Source organism: Bifidobacterium sp. WCA-178-WT-4B, assembly GCF_009696495.1.
Classification (GTDB): domain Bacteria; phylum Actinomycetota; class Actinomycetes; order Actinomycetales; family Bifidobacteriaceae; genus Bifidobacterium; species Bifidobacterium infantis.
Genome location: NZ_VULV01000020.1, coordinates 22579 through 38482, shown reverse-complemented (window position 1 = coordinate 38482; position 15904 = coordinate 22579). Strand labels below are relative to the sequence as shown.

At 63.4% G+C, this 15904-nt stretch carries 8 protein-coding genes, 1 rRNA gene and 1 pseudogene; 8 read left to right on the top strand and 2 right to left on the bottom strand.

The genetic code is table 11. The annotated features are described in order from the left end of the window. The first annotated feature begins 11 nt into the window (after positions 1–11). The 3 genes from rrf to FYJ31_RS12020 all read left to right on the top strand — a co-directional run bounded on the left by rrf (position 12) and on the right by FYJ31_RS12020 (position 2033). Positions 12–128: ribosomal RNA gene (rrf, locus tag FYJ31_RS12030) — 5S ribosomal RNA — on the top strand. A gap of 276 nt (positions 129–404) precedes the next feature. Further along, entirely contained in the window at positions 405–1238 is an 834-nt protein-coding gene (locus FYJ31_RS12025; protein WP_029680004.1) for an IclR family transcriptional regulator, read from the top strand. Positions 1239–1280: 42 nt separating this feature from the next. Next, positions 1281–2033, top strand: coding sequence for an IclR family transcriptional regulator (locus tag FYJ31_RS12020; protein ID WP_071475238.1), 753 nt, complete (start codon positions 1281–1283; stop codon positions 2031–2033). A gap of 106 nt (positions 2034–2139) precedes the next feature. Here the strand turns inward: FYJ31_RS12020 and FYJ31_RS12015 are convergent, their stop codons facing one another. Continuing rightward, positions 2140–3018, bottom strand: a complete 879-nt coding sequence (locus FYJ31_RS12015; protein ID WP_154536776.1) for a helix-turn-helix domain-containing protein — start codon at positions 3016–3018, stop codon at positions 2140–2142. A gap of 5 nt (positions 3019–3023) precedes the next feature. Further along, entirely contained in the window at positions 3024–5048 is a 2025-nt protein-coding gene (locus FYJ31_RS12010) for a DUF6020 family protein (protein WP_154536775.1), read from the bottom strand. Between the two features lie 231 nt (positions 5049–5279). Here FYJ31_RS12010 and FYJ31_RS12005 point away from each other — a divergent pair, with 231 nt between their 5' ends. The 5 genes and pseudogenes from FYJ31_RS12005 to FYJ31_RS13370 all read left to right on the top strand — a co-directional run. Further along, positions 5280–6185, top strand: a complete 906-nt coding sequence (locus FYJ31_RS12005; protein WP_195839505.1) for a biotin--[acetyl-CoA-carboxylase] ligase — start codon at positions 5280–5282, stop codon at positions 6183–6185. A gap of 192 nt (positions 6186–6377) precedes the next feature. Next, entirely contained in the window at positions 6378–6536 is a 159-nt protein-coding gene (locus tag FYJ31_RS12580; RefSeq protein WP_195839506.1) for a hypothetical protein, read from the top strand. A gap of 353 nt (positions 6537–6889) precedes the next feature. Continuing rightward, complete coding sequence (locus tag FYJ31_RS11995) at positions 6890–8779, top strand: ATP-binding protein (RefSeq protein WP_154536773.1); 1890 nt, start codon at positions 6890–6892, stop codon at positions 8777–8779. Next, complete coding sequence (locus tag FYJ31_RS11990; protein WP_012578515.1) at positions 8772–10394, top strand: acyl-CoA carboxylase subunit beta; 1623 nt, start codon at positions 8772–8774, stop codon at positions 10392–10394. Before FYJ31_RS11995 ends, FYJ31_RS11990 begins: the two co-directional genes overlap by 8 nt. 38 nt (positions 10395–10432) lie before the next feature. Continuing rightward, a pseudogene (locus tag FYJ31_RS13370) lies at positions 10433–15776 on the top strand (fatty acid synthase subunit beta domain-containing protein); the annotation flags it as partial. Between the last annotated feature and the right edge of the window lie 128 nt (positions 15777–15904).

Below are 15904 nucleotides of genomic sequence, written 5' to 3'. Positions count from 1 at the left end.
AAGAGAAGATTTGCGGCGGCCATGGCCCAGGTGAGACGCCCGGTCCCATTCCGAACCCGGAAGCTAAGGCCTGGCACGGCGATGGTACTGCACCCGACAGGGTGTGGGAGAGTAGCACGCCGCCGCACCACACGTACAGGAAGCCCCGATACCTTAAAGGTACCGGGGCTTCCCGCATATCGGGACACTTTGCGCGTGGGGGGTATCTCGCGTCCTTGGGCCTCAGCGTCTTGGGCCTCACCCCGGTCCGCCGCGCGGACGACTCCCCTCAAAGAGGAAAGCCAGAAACCTCTTGGGCCCCGGCAGGAGTATCCCGTCGGGGCCCAGTGCGTTTTGGGCGGCAACCCGCTGAATACCCGGTAAGATGTCTGAGGTATCAACAAACAGGTCAGGAGGTGACGCGCATGGTGGCGCCAAGCCGTGATGACCGTAGCGTAGATGCATTGGTGAAATCCAAGGCAGTACTTGATGTATTGGCGGAACTGGGACCAAGCACCGCAAAAACCATAAGCGAACGTACTGGTGAACCCGTAAGCTCAACGTATCGTTTGCTGGATAATCTCGTCGCAGTCGGTTGGGTGGAACGGGGCATCAATCGTGGCGAGTATCGGCTTGGCATCGATTGCGTACGTATCGGCGGCCAAATCGAAAGCAGACTGGACATTCAGCAGATCGCTCGCCGTACCTTCCGCGCCCATCGCGGCCAGTTCGGCATCTGGGGTCTGTTCGTTCGGAGGCGATTGCGCACGGTGTGCATCGAGACACGCACCCGTGAGACATTGCAAAGCTATGCACAGCTGGTGGGCAATAGCTTGCCTCTGAGCATGAGCGCTCCCTCTCATGTACTGACGGCCTGGCTTCCCCCGGCTCGCTACGAGCAGCTGTTGGAACACTATGCCTATACCAACGAGCTCGGCGGCACATTCTCCACGATGCGTGCCACAGCAATGGGACAGGCTCGTCATATACGCGAATGCGGCTTCACCTATGACGTCGGCCAGACCATGGCCGGCTCCGTGACTATCAGCGTACCGGTATTCAATCACGCCGGAGAGATTCAAGCGGCAATCGCCCTGAGTGGCCTTTCCCGCTCCTTGGAACCTGAGCTGGCCTGTCTGGTAGATGGGCAACCGGCAACGGCATCGGCTCAAGACATGGTGCGATTGGTGCAGACTGCCGGCCGTGAGGTGTCGCGAGGCCTTGGATACAGTGGTGATCATCTTGGCCTGAACAGTTGAATATGATGAGTCAGGGATAAGTCAGGGGAAGGAACGTCGACGATGGCGGAAGACAAACGTGAACCGACCCGCGCTTTAGACAAGGCGAGTCGTGTGATGGACGCATTGGCGGCGGAGAACGGCCTGTCGCCGGCAGATATCGCCGACGCCTGTGATATCCCGCGATCCTCCGTATACCGCGTGCTGGATGGACTGGTCGATGTGGGGTGGGCCGTAACGGATACGGATGGTAACTACTCATTATCACTGGACTGGCTGCGATTGGCTGATGCCGCTCGCACGTCTCGTACCGAATGGCAGCCTGCGATTGCGGTCATGCATGCCATCACCGCGCAAACCGGCATGACCTCATTCCTCAGTGTGGTCTCCGGCACTGAATTGGTATGCGTGGAATGTGCGCAAGGTCATGCCATCGATTCGCTGATCCTGCGCCCGGGCCGCGTGCTGCCTCTGCATGCTGGCGCGGCCGGCCGCGTGGCCTTGGCGTATTTCGAGGATGCCGATGTCGAACGCTATCTTGCAGGAGCGCCGTTTCCGGCATATAACGAGAACACGCTGGTCAGTGTGGAACAGTTGCGCGAGGATATTCGCTTGACTCGCGAACGTGGATATGCACTGTCGGATGAGGATGTGACGTTGGGTGTCGGTGCCGTTGGTGTACCGATTGTGGACAACGAGTCCGGTCGCGTGATCGCCAGCCTGTCCGCCGGTGGATTCGTGGACGAAGTGTTAGCCACTCAAGAATCCTTGGCCGCGTTACTGCGCGATGGCGTACGCGAAATTCAGGCAGCCTGATTCGGCCCGCTAGGCTGTCGGGCTGGACGGTTATGTCCGGTCAGCTATGGCCTTTGCCGGCTACGGTTCTGCTGGTTATGCTTCTGCCCGACTACGCTGCGGTCCGTTACGCTTCGGCCACACGACCCAGCGCGATGGCGGTGATCAGCACGTACGCCTCGCGCGGGTCGGTGGCATCCCAGCCGGTGGATTCGGCGGCGCGCTTCAAACGGTAGCGAATCGTATTGGGATGTACGTTGAGTTCCTTGGCCGTGGTTTCGAGCGAACCACCGAACTTCAAGAATGTGGAGACGGTGAGCAGCGTCGGATCGTCCGGGCCGGCCGCGGTCAGGCTTCCGTAGACCACGCGGACCAGTTCGTCACGGGCGTCCGCGTCGCCGATCAACGCACGTTCGGGCAGGGCGTCGTCGGTGCGTAACGGGCGCGGCAATGGCTGCACGGTGGCGGCCAGAGCCGGCGCGGCCTGAAGACAGTAGAGCGTGGCCTGAATCGAACGCATCGCGCCATCGGCACCGGTGCGCTGCGGACCCAAGGCGATTGGCCGATCGGCGGCGAACGACGGGGCTATGGTATTGCAGATGATTTCCGGCGTGGCCGCACCGACCGGACGAATCAACGCCACTACGGCGGTGCTGTTGCCGATCGGGCGCTTGGCGGTCAGACACACACCGCCGAAATCGGCTACGATTTTCTCGATTTCCTTGGCCGTACGTGCGGCGGACCGGGCAGGGTATCCGGCGATGGCGTAACAATCGAAGTCATGCTCGAAGCCGAGGATGGTGAACAGGGACTCCACTCGTTCGTCGGCCAGATGATTGAACAGGCACTCGAACAGCACGGTGCGTACGCGGTTGGTCGCGGCGATGCCGGGTGCGGTCGAACCGGATGAATCGGGCGCACTGGGCGTACCGGATGCACCGGACGAATCGGACGCACCGGACGAATCGGCAACGTCGGCAGCGAGAAGTTCGAGAAAATCTGACATAGTCACTAGTGTAGCGTCGCTGATTGGCGTTGCCTTTCAGTCAAAGACTCTCGCCAATACGTCAGCACCACGAATCCGAATACAAACGCAACCGGCAACATGTGCCGCTCGAAATTATTGGCCGGCGCGGTAATCATCACGCCCATCAGCAGTAGCAGCGGAATATGGGTCATGAGGGTGGGCCAACGTCGGCGAATCACCTCGGCCGCGCCGATCAGCAATGTCATCACCACGTAGAAATTGCCGTGCGTGGGCCAGCCGAGTACGGGAATGCTGCCCCATACGCGAGTGAAGCCGGCGATGTGCTCACGCCAGTCATGGTTGTAATCCTTGATCCATGTGGAGTTTTTTTGCACGTAATCGCTGGTCACGTAATAATCCATCGATACGTACGGCTGATCGTTCACATTGAAGTATCCGAAGCATTTGGACAGCAGCGCATCCAACGCGATGATCGGATTGTCCTTGACGATTTCGAACCATGCCTTGTTGAAATTGGTCATATCCTTGGGCGTCACCGTGCGCCACTTGTAGCTGACCTTCTTGGCCTGAATACCGGAGGATTTCACCGGGTCGGCATCCTGCTGGGAGTAAGCGTCGGCCATCTGATCGAGATTGAAGACGGGCGCGAGGTTCTTTTTGGCTTCGTCTGAAATGCTGTCCGGATTGCGCTGGGCCACGCGGGCGATCATTTGCAGCTGTACGCCGCGGCTTTCGATTGGGTCGCCGCCGATAATCGCGCCAGAGGAGATGGCGAAGGAGATGCCGCCGTGAATCAGTACGGTGGGGATGAGCAGCGCCACGACGTAAGTCGCCCAGCGCTTGCGGTCGGCGATCAGAGCCAGCACGATTTGTAGGGCGATGATGTACCACGCATATTTCGCGGAAATCAGCATCACCGATGTGGCCAGGATAAAGGCGATGAAACTGTGGCGCGGCAAGTGGACGGGCGTGGCGATGGCAGTGGCCTGAGGATGTTTGCGGGTGCCGACGGGGTGCCAGGTCTGGACGAGTTCATACCAGACGCTGAACCACCAGACGAACGAGAACGCGAACAGCGGCGATTTGGTGATGGAGATAGTGGAAAACACGGCCAGCGGGCAGACCATGAAGAACAGCAGAATCAGGAATCGAGCCAATCCTCCGGCCTGTGGGGGAACGGCGGAATCCGTTGCCGTTTTTCCTATCCAAGGCCGGTTCAGGAATCGATTGGCGGCGGCAGCGCAGCAGAACACGGCGAACAGCGTCTGCAGGGCAGCCAACGTCACGATGCCGGCATCGTTTGAGCCGGTCAGATGCCTCGCAAACGTGACTATCGCGCCATAGAACACAGTGAGTACCACATTGTGCTGGTCGGTCAGATACGTGGGATCGGACGGCCACATGTAGTGCGCAGTGGGGTAGATGTCCATCGGCACGAAGGAGAAGAAGCCGATATAGGGCTGTTTCAGGCCGGTCCACTGGTTCCAGGCCCAGCTGAATTCACGGATCTGTGAACGAACATCAGCGCCGAATGCGGCAAGCAACGTGGTAGGCACCCAGAGCCAGCCGACAAAAAACACCAGCATAAGCTTCCAGAACCGGTTCGTGCCGCGTGTGATCCAGCGGTCCAGAACAGTGACGGTGGACGTGACGATAGCGCGAACGGTACGACGGGTCTTGGCTGGTTGGCTGGCCTGCTGGTCGGCGGCGGGCCGTGATGTTTCGCTATTCTGCTGATGGTGGCGTAGGCGCTCGCCGATAGCCCTCGGCAGTATGCGCTGGCCTGCTGCGAATCGCACCATCAGTGTGATGATTCCGAGATATATCAGGAATGACACGACGAATATTGCGGTATTGGCCCAGTTCCAATGGGCGAGGGTGCCGTTCTCCTCGTCCCAGTACAGCGGGCCGACCGCCGTGCACAGTGCAAGCCACAGGCAGGCCAGCGCGGCCAGTGTCCAGCGCGCGGCAGCGCCCACGCGCGCAAGATGCGGGTGGGACTGGCGGCTGGATACGGCGGCAAGCTTCGCGGTGGCTGGTGACGTCATGACAATATATGGTAGCCGCACAGGTCAACGGTTGATATTCGATGTCTGCCGGGCATTGCCATTGTTCGCAAGCCAATACGACGGCCGGGTGCATGCGTGGGTTCGGCGAATGCGGAATTTCCGAAGTTGTGAACGTTAACACGGGCTATGTGGGTGAAAGTGGTTGATTTTTTGCGCTTTCCATGGAATATCGCGGGTAAAAAACGGCGCAACCGAGGTAACGTAGTGTCCATGATGATTGCATTGAAAGCTGCAACGCCGCAGCTACCCAGAACTACAGCCGTCGCGGATCATGTGGTCGCCGTGGACGAAACCGATTCGACCAACGCGCTGGCCGCACAGATGATCGGCGACGGGTCGTTGACGCTGCCCGACCACCAGGATGGCGAACTGGCGGTGGTCGTGGTGGCCGCCGACCGGCAGACCGCCGGCCGTGGCCGCAATGGTCACAAGTGGGTCAGTCAGCCCGGCCGTTGCTCGACGATGTCCTATGCCGTGCGCATTCCGCGCGCGATCGCCACCGACGAATCCGTCAACGGCTGGTTGCAGATGATCGCCGGACTGGTCACGCTGGATGCGCTGAACGGCATGATCGAGGAGTATGGTGCTGCGCCAAACCAGTCGGACTGCTTCCTTGAGCTCAAATGGCCGAATGATGTGTTCTGCCACGGGCTCAAGCTGGGCGGGCTGCTCTCGGAGCTGGTGATTCCGCCGTCGTCCAGTACCGGTACTGATGCTGATGCCGATGACGACGTCGTCATCGTGTTCGGCGTCGGCCTGAACTTGGCCTTGGGCGCCTGCCGGCTGCCCACGCCGCAATCGACCTCGCTGCAGCTGCATGTCTCCGGGCTGCCGTCGTTCGGCGAGATGCGCGATGCGGTGGCCGAACGTCAGGTCGAGGGCTTCCGCGAGCGGTTGGCGAAGTTCATCGCCGACCCGAAGGGCCAGGCCGAGTCGTTGCACGAGGAAATGAAGGCGGTGTGCTGGGCGCGCGGCCGTCAGGTCGAGGCGCACTTCACGGACGGCACCACGCTGACCGGCGAAGCCATCGGCCTCAACGAAGACGCATCACTGATCCTGAGAACACAAGACGGCACGGACCATACGGTCCGCACCGCCGATGTGGGAGTGCTGTAATAGCCGGCCAGTAGCTAGCTAGTAGCTCAGGTCAGCGACCGAGCTTGGACAGGCCGGCGGTGGCCAGAGAGGCCACCACGGCCTTGATGGCGTCGTCGACAACGAAGCCCATGGAGGCCAGGGCCACGGCGGCGAGCGGTGCACCGGTCAACGCGGACTGGATGACGAAGCCGAAGGCGTACGCCCCTATGTTTGCGTGATATCGCCGTGAATGGCGGACGGTATGCGATGAATGAAGGGGATCGGTCGTTTCTCGGCATGATGGCGGTGCGGATTGTCCATATTGCGGACGCTCCACACCGCATGCAAACTGCATATGATGCGAAATCAAGCGGATACGATGCGAACTGACCTGTGCCGAATCGGCCTTGGCCGGCCGCATTGCGCCCGCTTGCTGTGAGCCTTCCCCTGAACTTACGGTTGCCATCGTAGAGGTGTTCGATTTCGTGCGGTTTCGTATCAAGTTACAAAATTATCGATTTTGATTTGTCGTAAGTTGACGAATGGGGTAGTAGCGTCAACTTATGTAACGTCGATTCTGATGGCTGCAAACGTTGCAATATCGGTCTTGATGGCGATTTTTGCCAACGGTTACGATGCTGAAACCTACGTGCGCGTTTGTTTAATGCCTACAAAAGGGCGTGGACGCTTTTGTGAGAACGTGGATTGCCTTATTCCCTATATAAGAAGCAGAATTTGACACTATGGCTCATACTGTCAAAAAACTGCTGATTGCGAACCGAGGCGAGATTGCGCTTCGCGTGGTGCGCACGGCCAAGGAGATGGGTATCTCCACCGTGGCCGTCTACTCCGAACAGGACCGCAATAGCCGCTATGTGGACATGGCCGACGAGGCATACCTGCTCTCCGGCGACACCTACAAGGACACGTACCTCAACGAGGATCTGCTGATCGACATCCTGCGCAAGACCGGTGCGGACGCCGTGCATCCTGGCTACGGATTCCTTTCCGAAGTGCCGAGCTTCGCGCAGAAGGTCGAGGACGCCGGTGCCATCTGGGTGGGTCCGCATCACACCGCGCTGGTGGATTTGGGCGACAAGATCACCGCCCGCCGAGTGGCCTTGCGCGCCAAAGTGCCGCCGGTGCCTGGCCTGTCCGAACCGGTGACCGACGTGCGAACGCTGCTCGACTTCGCACACACCCACGGCTACCCGATCATGATGAAGCGCACTGATGGCGGTGGCGGCCACGGCATCACCGTGGTGCATGACGACGAGGAGCTGCGCCGCTTCTACATGAACCACGACGCGCTGCAAGGCGGCGATCTGAAGGAATACTTCATCGAGAAGTTCGTGGACAAGGCACGCCACGTCGAGACCCAGTCCGGGCGCGACTCGCACGGCAACTTCACCGTGTACTCCACCCGTGACTGCTCGTTGCAGCGTCGCAACCAGAAACTTGTGGAAGAGGCGCCCGCGCCCTTCCTGCCCGAGGAAATCATCAGCACGCTCGAGGAATACTCCCGCCGCCTGTTCACCACGGTCGGCTACGTGGGCCTCGGGACCTGCGAATTCATGGTGACCCCGAACGGCAAGGTGTACTTCCTGGAAGTCAACCCGCGTCTGCAGGTGGAGCACACCGTCTCCGAAGAGGTCAGCGGCCTCGACCTGGTGCGCGAACAGCTCAATATCGCCGCCGGCGGCGAGCTCACCCGTGCCCCCGAACCGCGCGGCCACAGCTTCGAACTGCGCATCACCAGCGAAGACCCGGCCACCAACCTGACCCCCGGCTCCGGCACCTTGGAGAAGATCCAGTGGCCGGCCGGCCCCGGCGTGCGCATCGATACCGGTGTGGAACAGGGCGACACCATCTCCCCGAAGTTCGATTCGATGATGGGCAAGGTCATCGTCACCGCCCAGAACCGTCTCGATGCCGTGGCCCGTGTGCGTCGCGTGCTCGATGAGCTTGTGATCGAAGGCGTGCCCACGCCGATTCCGTTGTTCAAGGAAATCTTCCGCAACGACGACTTCACCGCCGAGCATGGCCATCCGTTCGCCGTGTCCACCAAGTGGCTGGAGCGCACGTACCTGAACCGCACACCGGCTTCCGCCGCCTCCGGCCAGCCGGCCTCCTTGGCCGCCGCCCCGGGTGCCGCTGCCCCGACCGCGCCCGACAAGTCCAAGTCGGAGACGTTCGTCATCGAGATGAACAACCGCCGCGTCAAGCTCACCGTGCCGCTCGACATCGTGGAGAACATCACCGGCTCAGCCCGCGCCCGCGGTGCCAAGCGCCCCACTCAGCCGTTGCGCGGCGCGGGGCTGCACAATGTGTCCGCCAGTGCCGCCAAGTCCGGCGACGGCGCCAAGTCCGGCGTCATCGCCTCCCCGATGCAGGCCGTGGTCACGCGCATCAACGTGTCCGAAGGCCAGCAAGTGGCCAAGGGCGACCTTCTGGTGGTGCTCGAATCCATGAAGATGGAGAACTACGTGTACGCGCCGGCCGCAGGCGAAGTGAAGAAGATTTTCGTTGGCCCGGCCGACGGCGTGGAGGCCGGCGACACGCTGGTCACGCTGGACGTGAATGCCGGCAAGGCCAAGGCCGCCGACGTCAAGAAGGAGGGCGGCAATGACTGACATCATGGATTCGCCGGCCGTGAAGGCCGCGGCTGCGGCCTCGGCCGCCAACGCCGCCCAGCCCTCGGCCCACCAGCCGCTGCGCACCGCCGTGGTCAAGGCCGCCGAACTGGCCCGCGCCGCCGAAGAGCGCGCCCGCGACAAGCAACACGCCAAAGGCAAGAAAACCGCGCGCGAACGCCTCGACCTGCTCTTCGACACCGGCACGTTCGAGGAGATCGGCCGCTTCCAGGGCGGCAACATCGCCGGCGGCAACGCCGGTGCAGCCGTCATCACCGGATTCGGCCAGGTCTACGGCCGCAAAGTGGCCGTCTACGCCCAGGACTTCTCCGTCAAGGGCGGCACCCTCGGCACCGCCGAAGGCGAGAAGATCTGCCGACTGATGGACATGGCCATCGACCTCAAAGTGCCGATCGTGGCCATCGTGGACTCCGGCGGCGCCCGCATACAGGAGGGCGTGGCCGCTCTGACCCAGTACGGCCGCATCTTCCGCAAGACTTGCGAGGCCAGCGGCTTCGTGCCCCAGCTGAGCCTGATTCTCGGCCCCTGCGCCGGCGGCGCCGTCTACTGCCCGGCTCTGACGGACCTCATCATCATGACCCGTGAGAACTCGAACATGTTCGTCACCGGGCCGGACGTGGTCAAGGCCTCGACCGGCGAGACCATCTCCATGGCCGACCTCGGCGGCGGCGAAGTGCATAACCGGGTGTCCGGCGTGGCCCACTACCTCGGCGAGGACGAATCCGACGCCATCGACTATGCGCGCACCGTGCTTGCCTACCTGCCGTCCAACAGCGAAAGCAAGCCGCCGGTCTACGCCTACGCCGTCACCCGCGCCGAACGCGAGACCGCCAAGCGACTCGCCACCATCGTGCCCGCCAACGAACGTCAGCCCTACGACATGCTCGAAGTGATTCGTTGCATCGTCGATTACGGCGAATTCGTGCAGGTTCAGGAACTGTTCGGCGCCTCCGCGCTCGTCGGTTTCGCCTGCATCGACGGCAAGCCGGTCGGCATCGTGGCGAACCAGCCGAACGTGCTCGCCGGCATCCTGGACGTCGACTCGTCCGAGAAGGTCGCCCGATTCGTGCGACTGTGCGACGCGTTCAACCTGCCTGTGGTCACCCTCGTGGATGTGCCCGGCTACAAGCCCGGCTCCGACCAGGAACACGCCGGCATCATCCGCCGCGGCGCCAAGGTGATCTACGCCTACGCCAACGCGCAAGTGCCGATGGTGACCGTGGTGTTGCGCAAGGCGTTCGGCGGCGCGTACATCGTGATGGGATCCAAGGCCATCGGCGCGGACCTGAACTTCGCGTGGCCCTCCTCCCAGATCGCGGTGCTCGGCGCGGCCGGCGCAGTGAACATCATCCACCGCCACGACCTGGCCAAGGCCAAGGCCTCCGGGCAGGACGTCGATGCGCTGCGGGCCAAGTACATCAAGGAGTACGAGACCAGCACCGTCAACGCGAACCTGTCGCTGGAAATCGGGCAGATCGACGGCATGATCGACCCCGAACAGACCCGTGAGGTGATTGTCGAATCGCTGGCCACGCTCGCCACCAAGCGGCGCGTCAAGCGCACCACCAAACACCACGGCAACCAGCCCCTCTGATTTCTGAAGACATCAACCAAACACAAGTAAGGAAAGCAATGACCACCTTCTTCCTCAATCGCCTGGCCACCGAGCCCCATGCGCTCGCCTTCGCCGGCCAGTCCACCCCGTGGCCGGTAGCCCTGGCAGACCAGACCACCGATCCCAGCCTTGACGAGGCCCTGCGCGGCCACATCGCCGCAGCCAACCGACTGCTCGCCCCGGTCGCCGCCGACCTGCTGGCCACCACCGGTCGTCCGGTCGACCTGTTCGGCTTCACTCCGAACCCGGCCCGCCTCGGTGCCGCAGCCGACGCCACCGCGTCCGTGGAAGGCGTGGCCCTGACCCAGCTCGGCGCCCTGCTCGACCTCGAACACCTCGGCTACAGCGTGGCCGCCACCAAGCCGGTTGCCGTGCTCGGCCACTCCCAGGGCGTGCTCGCCGTGCACATGGCCCGCGCCATCGAGGCCGCCGGCTCCATCGAGGCCGCCGGCAAGACCCTCGACGAGATTCTGGCCGTCGCCGCCCTGATCGGTGCAGCCGGCACTCGCCGCGTGCGCGAACTGGGCCTGAACCCCAAGTATGGCGAAGCCAGTCCGATGCTCTCCGTCAAGGGCGCCACCCGCGAACAGGTTGAGGCTCTGGTCAAGCGCGTGAACAACGCCCGAGGCCCGATCTCCATCGCCGTCACCAACTCCGACAACCACCACGTGCTTTCCGGCTACCCGGAAGACCTGGCAGCACTCGCCCTCGAAGCCGAGCGCGAGCACAAGCACCAGGCCAAGCTGCGTGAACAGAAGCTCCACGGCGGCACTGTGTTCAACCCCACTCTCGAATACCTCGAAGTCACCCTGCCCTTCCACTCTCCGCTCATGGCCGAAGCTGTTGAGCAGACCGTGTCTTGGGCTGGCGCCTGCGGCTTCGACCAGAAGCGCACCCGTGCGCTTGCCGAGGAAGTGCTGCTCAACCATGTGGACTGGAATGCCCGCGTCAAGGCGCTGTTCAACGCCGCCGACCCGGCCAAGCTGTGGATTGTGGACCTTGGTCCCGGCAACACGCTTGGCAAGCTGATCGGCAACGTGGTGCAGGGCACCGGCATCGGCGTGGTCGAAGCCACCACGCTGTCCGAACGCTCCACGCTCTCCACGCTGGAAAGTGAGCCTGAGCGCACCCAGAACTGGAAGGCGTTCGCCCCGCGCGTCATCAACACCCCGGCCGGCGCCAAGCTGGTCACCAAGTTCTCCAAGCTCACCGGCAAGCCGCCGGTACTGCTGCCCGGCATGACCCCCACCACCGTGGAACCGGAAATCGTGGCCGCCGCGGCCAACGCCGGCTACTGGGCCGAGCTCGCCGGCGGCGGCCAGGTGACCGCCGAAGTGTTCGACCGCCACATCGCCGCCCTCGAAGACGAGCTGGAGGAAGGCCGCACGGTCGAATTCAACGCGATGTTCATGGACCGTTACCTGTGGAACCTGCAGTTCGGCTCCTCCCGCATCGTGCCCAAGAAGCGTGCTTCCGGCGCGCCGATCGACGGCGTGGTCGTCTCCGCCGGCATCCCCGAGCTGGACGAAGCCGTGGCCCTGATCGAGTCGCTGCAGGCGGACGGTCTGCCGTACGTGAGCTTCAAGCCCGGCACTGTGGACCAGATTCGCCAGGTCGTGCGCATCGCCAAGGCCGTGTCCCCCACCACCATCATGGTTCAGGTCGAGGGCGGTGAAGCCGGCGGCCACCACAGCTGGGAAGCGCTGGATGACCTGCTTGCCGCCACCTACGCCGAAGTGCGCGCCTGCGACAACCTCGTGCTGGTCGCCGGCGGCGGCATCGGCACCCCCGAACGCGCGGCCGACTACATTTCCGGCCAGTGGGCCCACGCCTACGGCCTGCCCGACATGCCGGTCGACGGCGTGCTTATCGGTACCGCCGCGATGACCGCCAAGGAGGCTCACACCAGCCCCGAAGTCAAGCAGCTGCTCGTCAAGACGCCCGGTATTCCGGCCGACGCCAAGTCCGACGACGTGTTCGCCCCGCAGGCCGCCCACTGGGTGCCGTCCGGCAAGTCCATCGGTGGCATGTCCTCCGGCCTGAGCCACCTGCACGCCGACATTTACGAGCTCGAGAACGACTCCGCCGAATGCGGCCGTCTGCTCGTGCGCGTCATGAAGCACCCCGAAGAGCTCGACTCCCGCCGCAAGGAAATCATCGAAGCCCTGAACAAGACCGCCAAGCCTTACTTCGGCGACCTGGCCTCCATGACCTACCTTGAGTGGGCGCAGCGCTTCGCCGAACTCGCCTTCCCGTGGGTCGACCCGACTTACGCCGACCGCTTCCAGCACCTGCTGCAGCGCATCGAAGCCCGTGTGAACGACACGGACTCCGGCGAATTCACCTCCAAGTTGTTCGCCGCTGATGGCGTTTCTGCTGAAGAGGCAGCTGCCGCTGGCCTGCTGACCCACGACGACATTCTCGCCGACCCGGCCCCCGCGCTCGAAAAGCTCGCACTGGCCTACCTGCAGACCGCCGAACTCAAGGTGGTCCCGACCGACGTGGCTTGGTTCCCGGTGCTCGTGCGCGAATACCCCAAGCCCATGCCGTTCGTACCCGTCATCGACAACGACCTGCTGCGTTGGTGGGGTCAGGACCAGCTCTGGCAGTCCGAAGACCAGCGCTACTCCGCCGATTCCGTGCGTGCCATCCCCGGCCCGATCTCCGTTGCCGGCATCACCACCATCGACGAGCCGATCGCCGACATCCTCGGCCGCTTCGAAACCGCCGCCATCAAGCGCGTGCAGGACGAACAGCAAGCCGCCGATGCCGCTGAGAACGACGATTTCGCCGCACTTGGCGAGGCCACCAGCGCCGAAGACTTCATCCGCAAGTCCCCGAACATCTCCTGGGTCGGCCACATCACCGACAACCCGGCCTACTGCACCGCCCTGGGCGACCAGTACTACGAGATCCGCGCGTTTGACGCCGCGGCCGGCAAGTACGATCTGGACATCCACCTCGACACCTACTGGGACAACGACCCGGACGGCGGCACCTCCAAGCACGCCGTGCGCGATATCGTCATCCCGCTCATCGTGGAAGGCACCGAGCCCGGCCGTGTGCCGGTCGTGGACCGCGAACGCCTGATTCCGGACGTCTACGCGATGCTTGCCGCCACCGCAGGCATCGGCAACACCGCCATCACCGGCGACAAGCTCACCGAGATGCCGCAGCTTGACGGCAAGACCTCTGACGAGCGTCCGTTCGGTACCGCAACCGCAACCTACACCCTGTCCGCCAACCTCGGCTTCGACCACGAAGCGGCCACTGGCGCCGCTCTGCCGACCACCCTGCAGCCCAGCCGCATCGCCCCCGATGCGCTGGTCGGCCCTGCCTGGCCGGCAATCTACACGGCGCTCGGCTCCGTGTACGTCAAGGGCTACCCGGTGATTGAAGGCCTGCTCAACGCCGTCCACCTCGACCACCTCATCGAACTTGAGGTGAACGAGGAGGACCTGCTCAAGCACACCGGCGAAACCATCACCCTGAAGTCTTGGGCCGAGGATTACTTCGAGTCCGCCTCCGGCCGCGTGGTCACCATCCACGTGACCCACACCGCCGTCGACGGCACGCCGCTTGCCCGCGAAACCGAGCGTTTCGCGATCCGCGGCCGCGTCTACTCCGATGCTTTGCCGGCAGACGCCCCCGAGTATGGTGGTGCCCTCCTGAATAAGGAAGCGGATGGCTCCGTCGCCGGACAGTCCACTGGACTGTCCGCCTCCTCGCGCGGCCTGCAAGTAGTGCAGGCCACTCCGCGCCGTCTGCTGCGCCGCGTGAAGGTCGTCGCCCCACATGACATGACCGCCTTCGCCCGCACTTCCGGCGACTTCAACCCGATCCACACCTCCACTCGTGGCGCTCGCATCTCCGGCCTGGCCGCCCCGCTCGTGCACGGCATGTGGCTGTCCGCCACCGCCCAGCACGCCGTGCAGGCGACCGACGAGAAGGGTGCCCACTACGAGATTGCCGGCTGGACCTACAACATGTACGGCATGGTCCAGCTTGACGACACCGTCGAAATCTCCGTCGAGCGCGTCGGCAAAGTGCGCCACGGCGGCATGACCCTCGAAGTCACCTGCCGTATCGACGGCCAGCTCGTCTCCCGCGGCACCGCACTGGTCCGCGCACCGCGCGCCGCCTTCGTCTACCCCGGCCAGGGCATCCAGAAGCAGGGCATGGTTCTGGACGAGCGTGCCAAGTCCGCCGCCGCCCGCGATGTGTGGGAGCGCGCCGACAAGCTTACCCGCTCCAAGCTCGGCTTCTCGATCCTGGGCCTCGTGCGCGATAGCCCGAAGGAGCTCACCGCCAACGGCGTGACCTACCGTCACCCCGAAGGTCTGCTCAACCTGACGCAGTTCACGCAGGTGGCGCTCGCGACGGTTGCTTTTGCCCAGACCGCCCGTCTGCGCGAAGCCGGCGCCGATATCTGGCCTGCATACTTCGCCGGCCACTCGCTCGGCGAATACAACGCGTTGTCCGCGTTCGCCAACGTGATTCCGCTGGAAACCGTGCTGGAGCTCGTGTTCCACCGTGGTTCCACCATGCACCACCTCATCGAGCGTGACGCACAGGGTCGCTCCAACTACCGCATGGGTGCCCTGCGTCCGAACCAGTTCGGTGTGGACGACGCGCACGTCAAGGAATATGTGGAATCCGTGGCCAAGGCGTCCGGCGAATTCCTGGAGATTGTGAACTACAACCTCGCCGGCCAGCAGTACGCCATCGCCGGTACGATCGCCGGACTCAAGGCCCTGAAGGCCGATTCCGCCCGCCGCGTGGCCGCATTCGGTGGCAAGCCCGCGTTCATGCTGGTGCCCGGCATCGATGTGCCGTTCCACTCCACGCTGCTGCGCAAGGGCGTGCCGGAATTCCGCGACAAGCTCGACGCGCTGCTTCCCGCTTACATCGACTACCGTGGCCGTCTGGTGGACCGCTACATCCCGAACCTGGTGGCCACCCCGTTCGAGATGACCAAGGAATTCGCCGCCAAGATCCTCGAAGTCGTGCCGTCCGAGCGCATCAAGGCCGCGCTCGACGACCCGGCCGTGTGGGATTCCTACGCCGCCGACGACCAGAAGCTCGGCCGTCTGCTCTTGACCGAACTGCTCTCCTGGCAGTTCGCCTCCCCGGTGCGTTGGATTGAAACCCAGGCGCTGCTCTTCGGTCAGCGCGAACAGGGCGGCCTCGGCGTGGAAGAATACGTCGAAGTCGGCCTCGGCAACGCCCCGACCCTGGCCAACCTCGGTACCAAGACCCTACGTCTGCCCGAGTTCGCCGGCAACGATACGGTCGTCTACAACGTCGGCCGCGATGAAGGCCGCGTCTACATGACCGACACCGATTCGCTGGTTCCCGACGACGAGCCGGAAGAGGCTGCGGCCTCGGCCCCGGTCGAAACCGCTCCTGCCGGTGGTTCCGCCGTCGCCAAGCTTGGCTCGGGTGCTGCTCCGGCAAATGCCGCGACTGAGGCTGCTCAGACAACGGAT

Excerpts from the sequence above, each read along its gene's own strand:
- FYJ31_RS12020 (WP_071475238.1), top strand. The coding sequence starts at position 1,281 with ATGGCGGAAGACAAACGTGAACCGACCCGCGCTTTAGACAAGGCGAGT.
- FYJ31_RS12015 (WP_154536776.1), bottom strand. The coding sequence starts at position 3,018 with ATGTCAGATTTTCTCGAACTTCTCGCTGCCGACGTTGCCGATTCGTCC.
- FYJ31_RS12005 (WP_195839505.1), top strand. The coding sequence starts at position 5,280 with ATGATGATTGCATTGAAAGCTGCAACGCCGCAGCTACCCAGAACTACA.
- FYJ31_RS12025 (WP_029680004.1), top strand. The coding sequence starts at position 405 with ATGGTGGCGCCAAGCCGTGATGACCGTAGCGTAGATGCATTGGTGAAA.
- FYJ31_RS11990 (WP_012578515.1), top strand. The coding sequence starts at position 8,772 with ATGACTGACATCATGGATTCGCCGGCCGTGAAGGCCGCGGCTGCGGCC.
- FYJ31_RS12010 (WP_154536775.1), bottom strand. The coding sequence starts at position 5,048 with ATGACGTCACCAGCCACCGCGAAGCTTGCCGCCGTATCCAGCCGCCAG.
- FYJ31_RS11995 (WP_154536773.1), top strand. The coding sequence starts at position 6,890 with ATGGCTCATACTGTCAAAAAACTGCTGATTGCGAACCGAGGCGAGATT.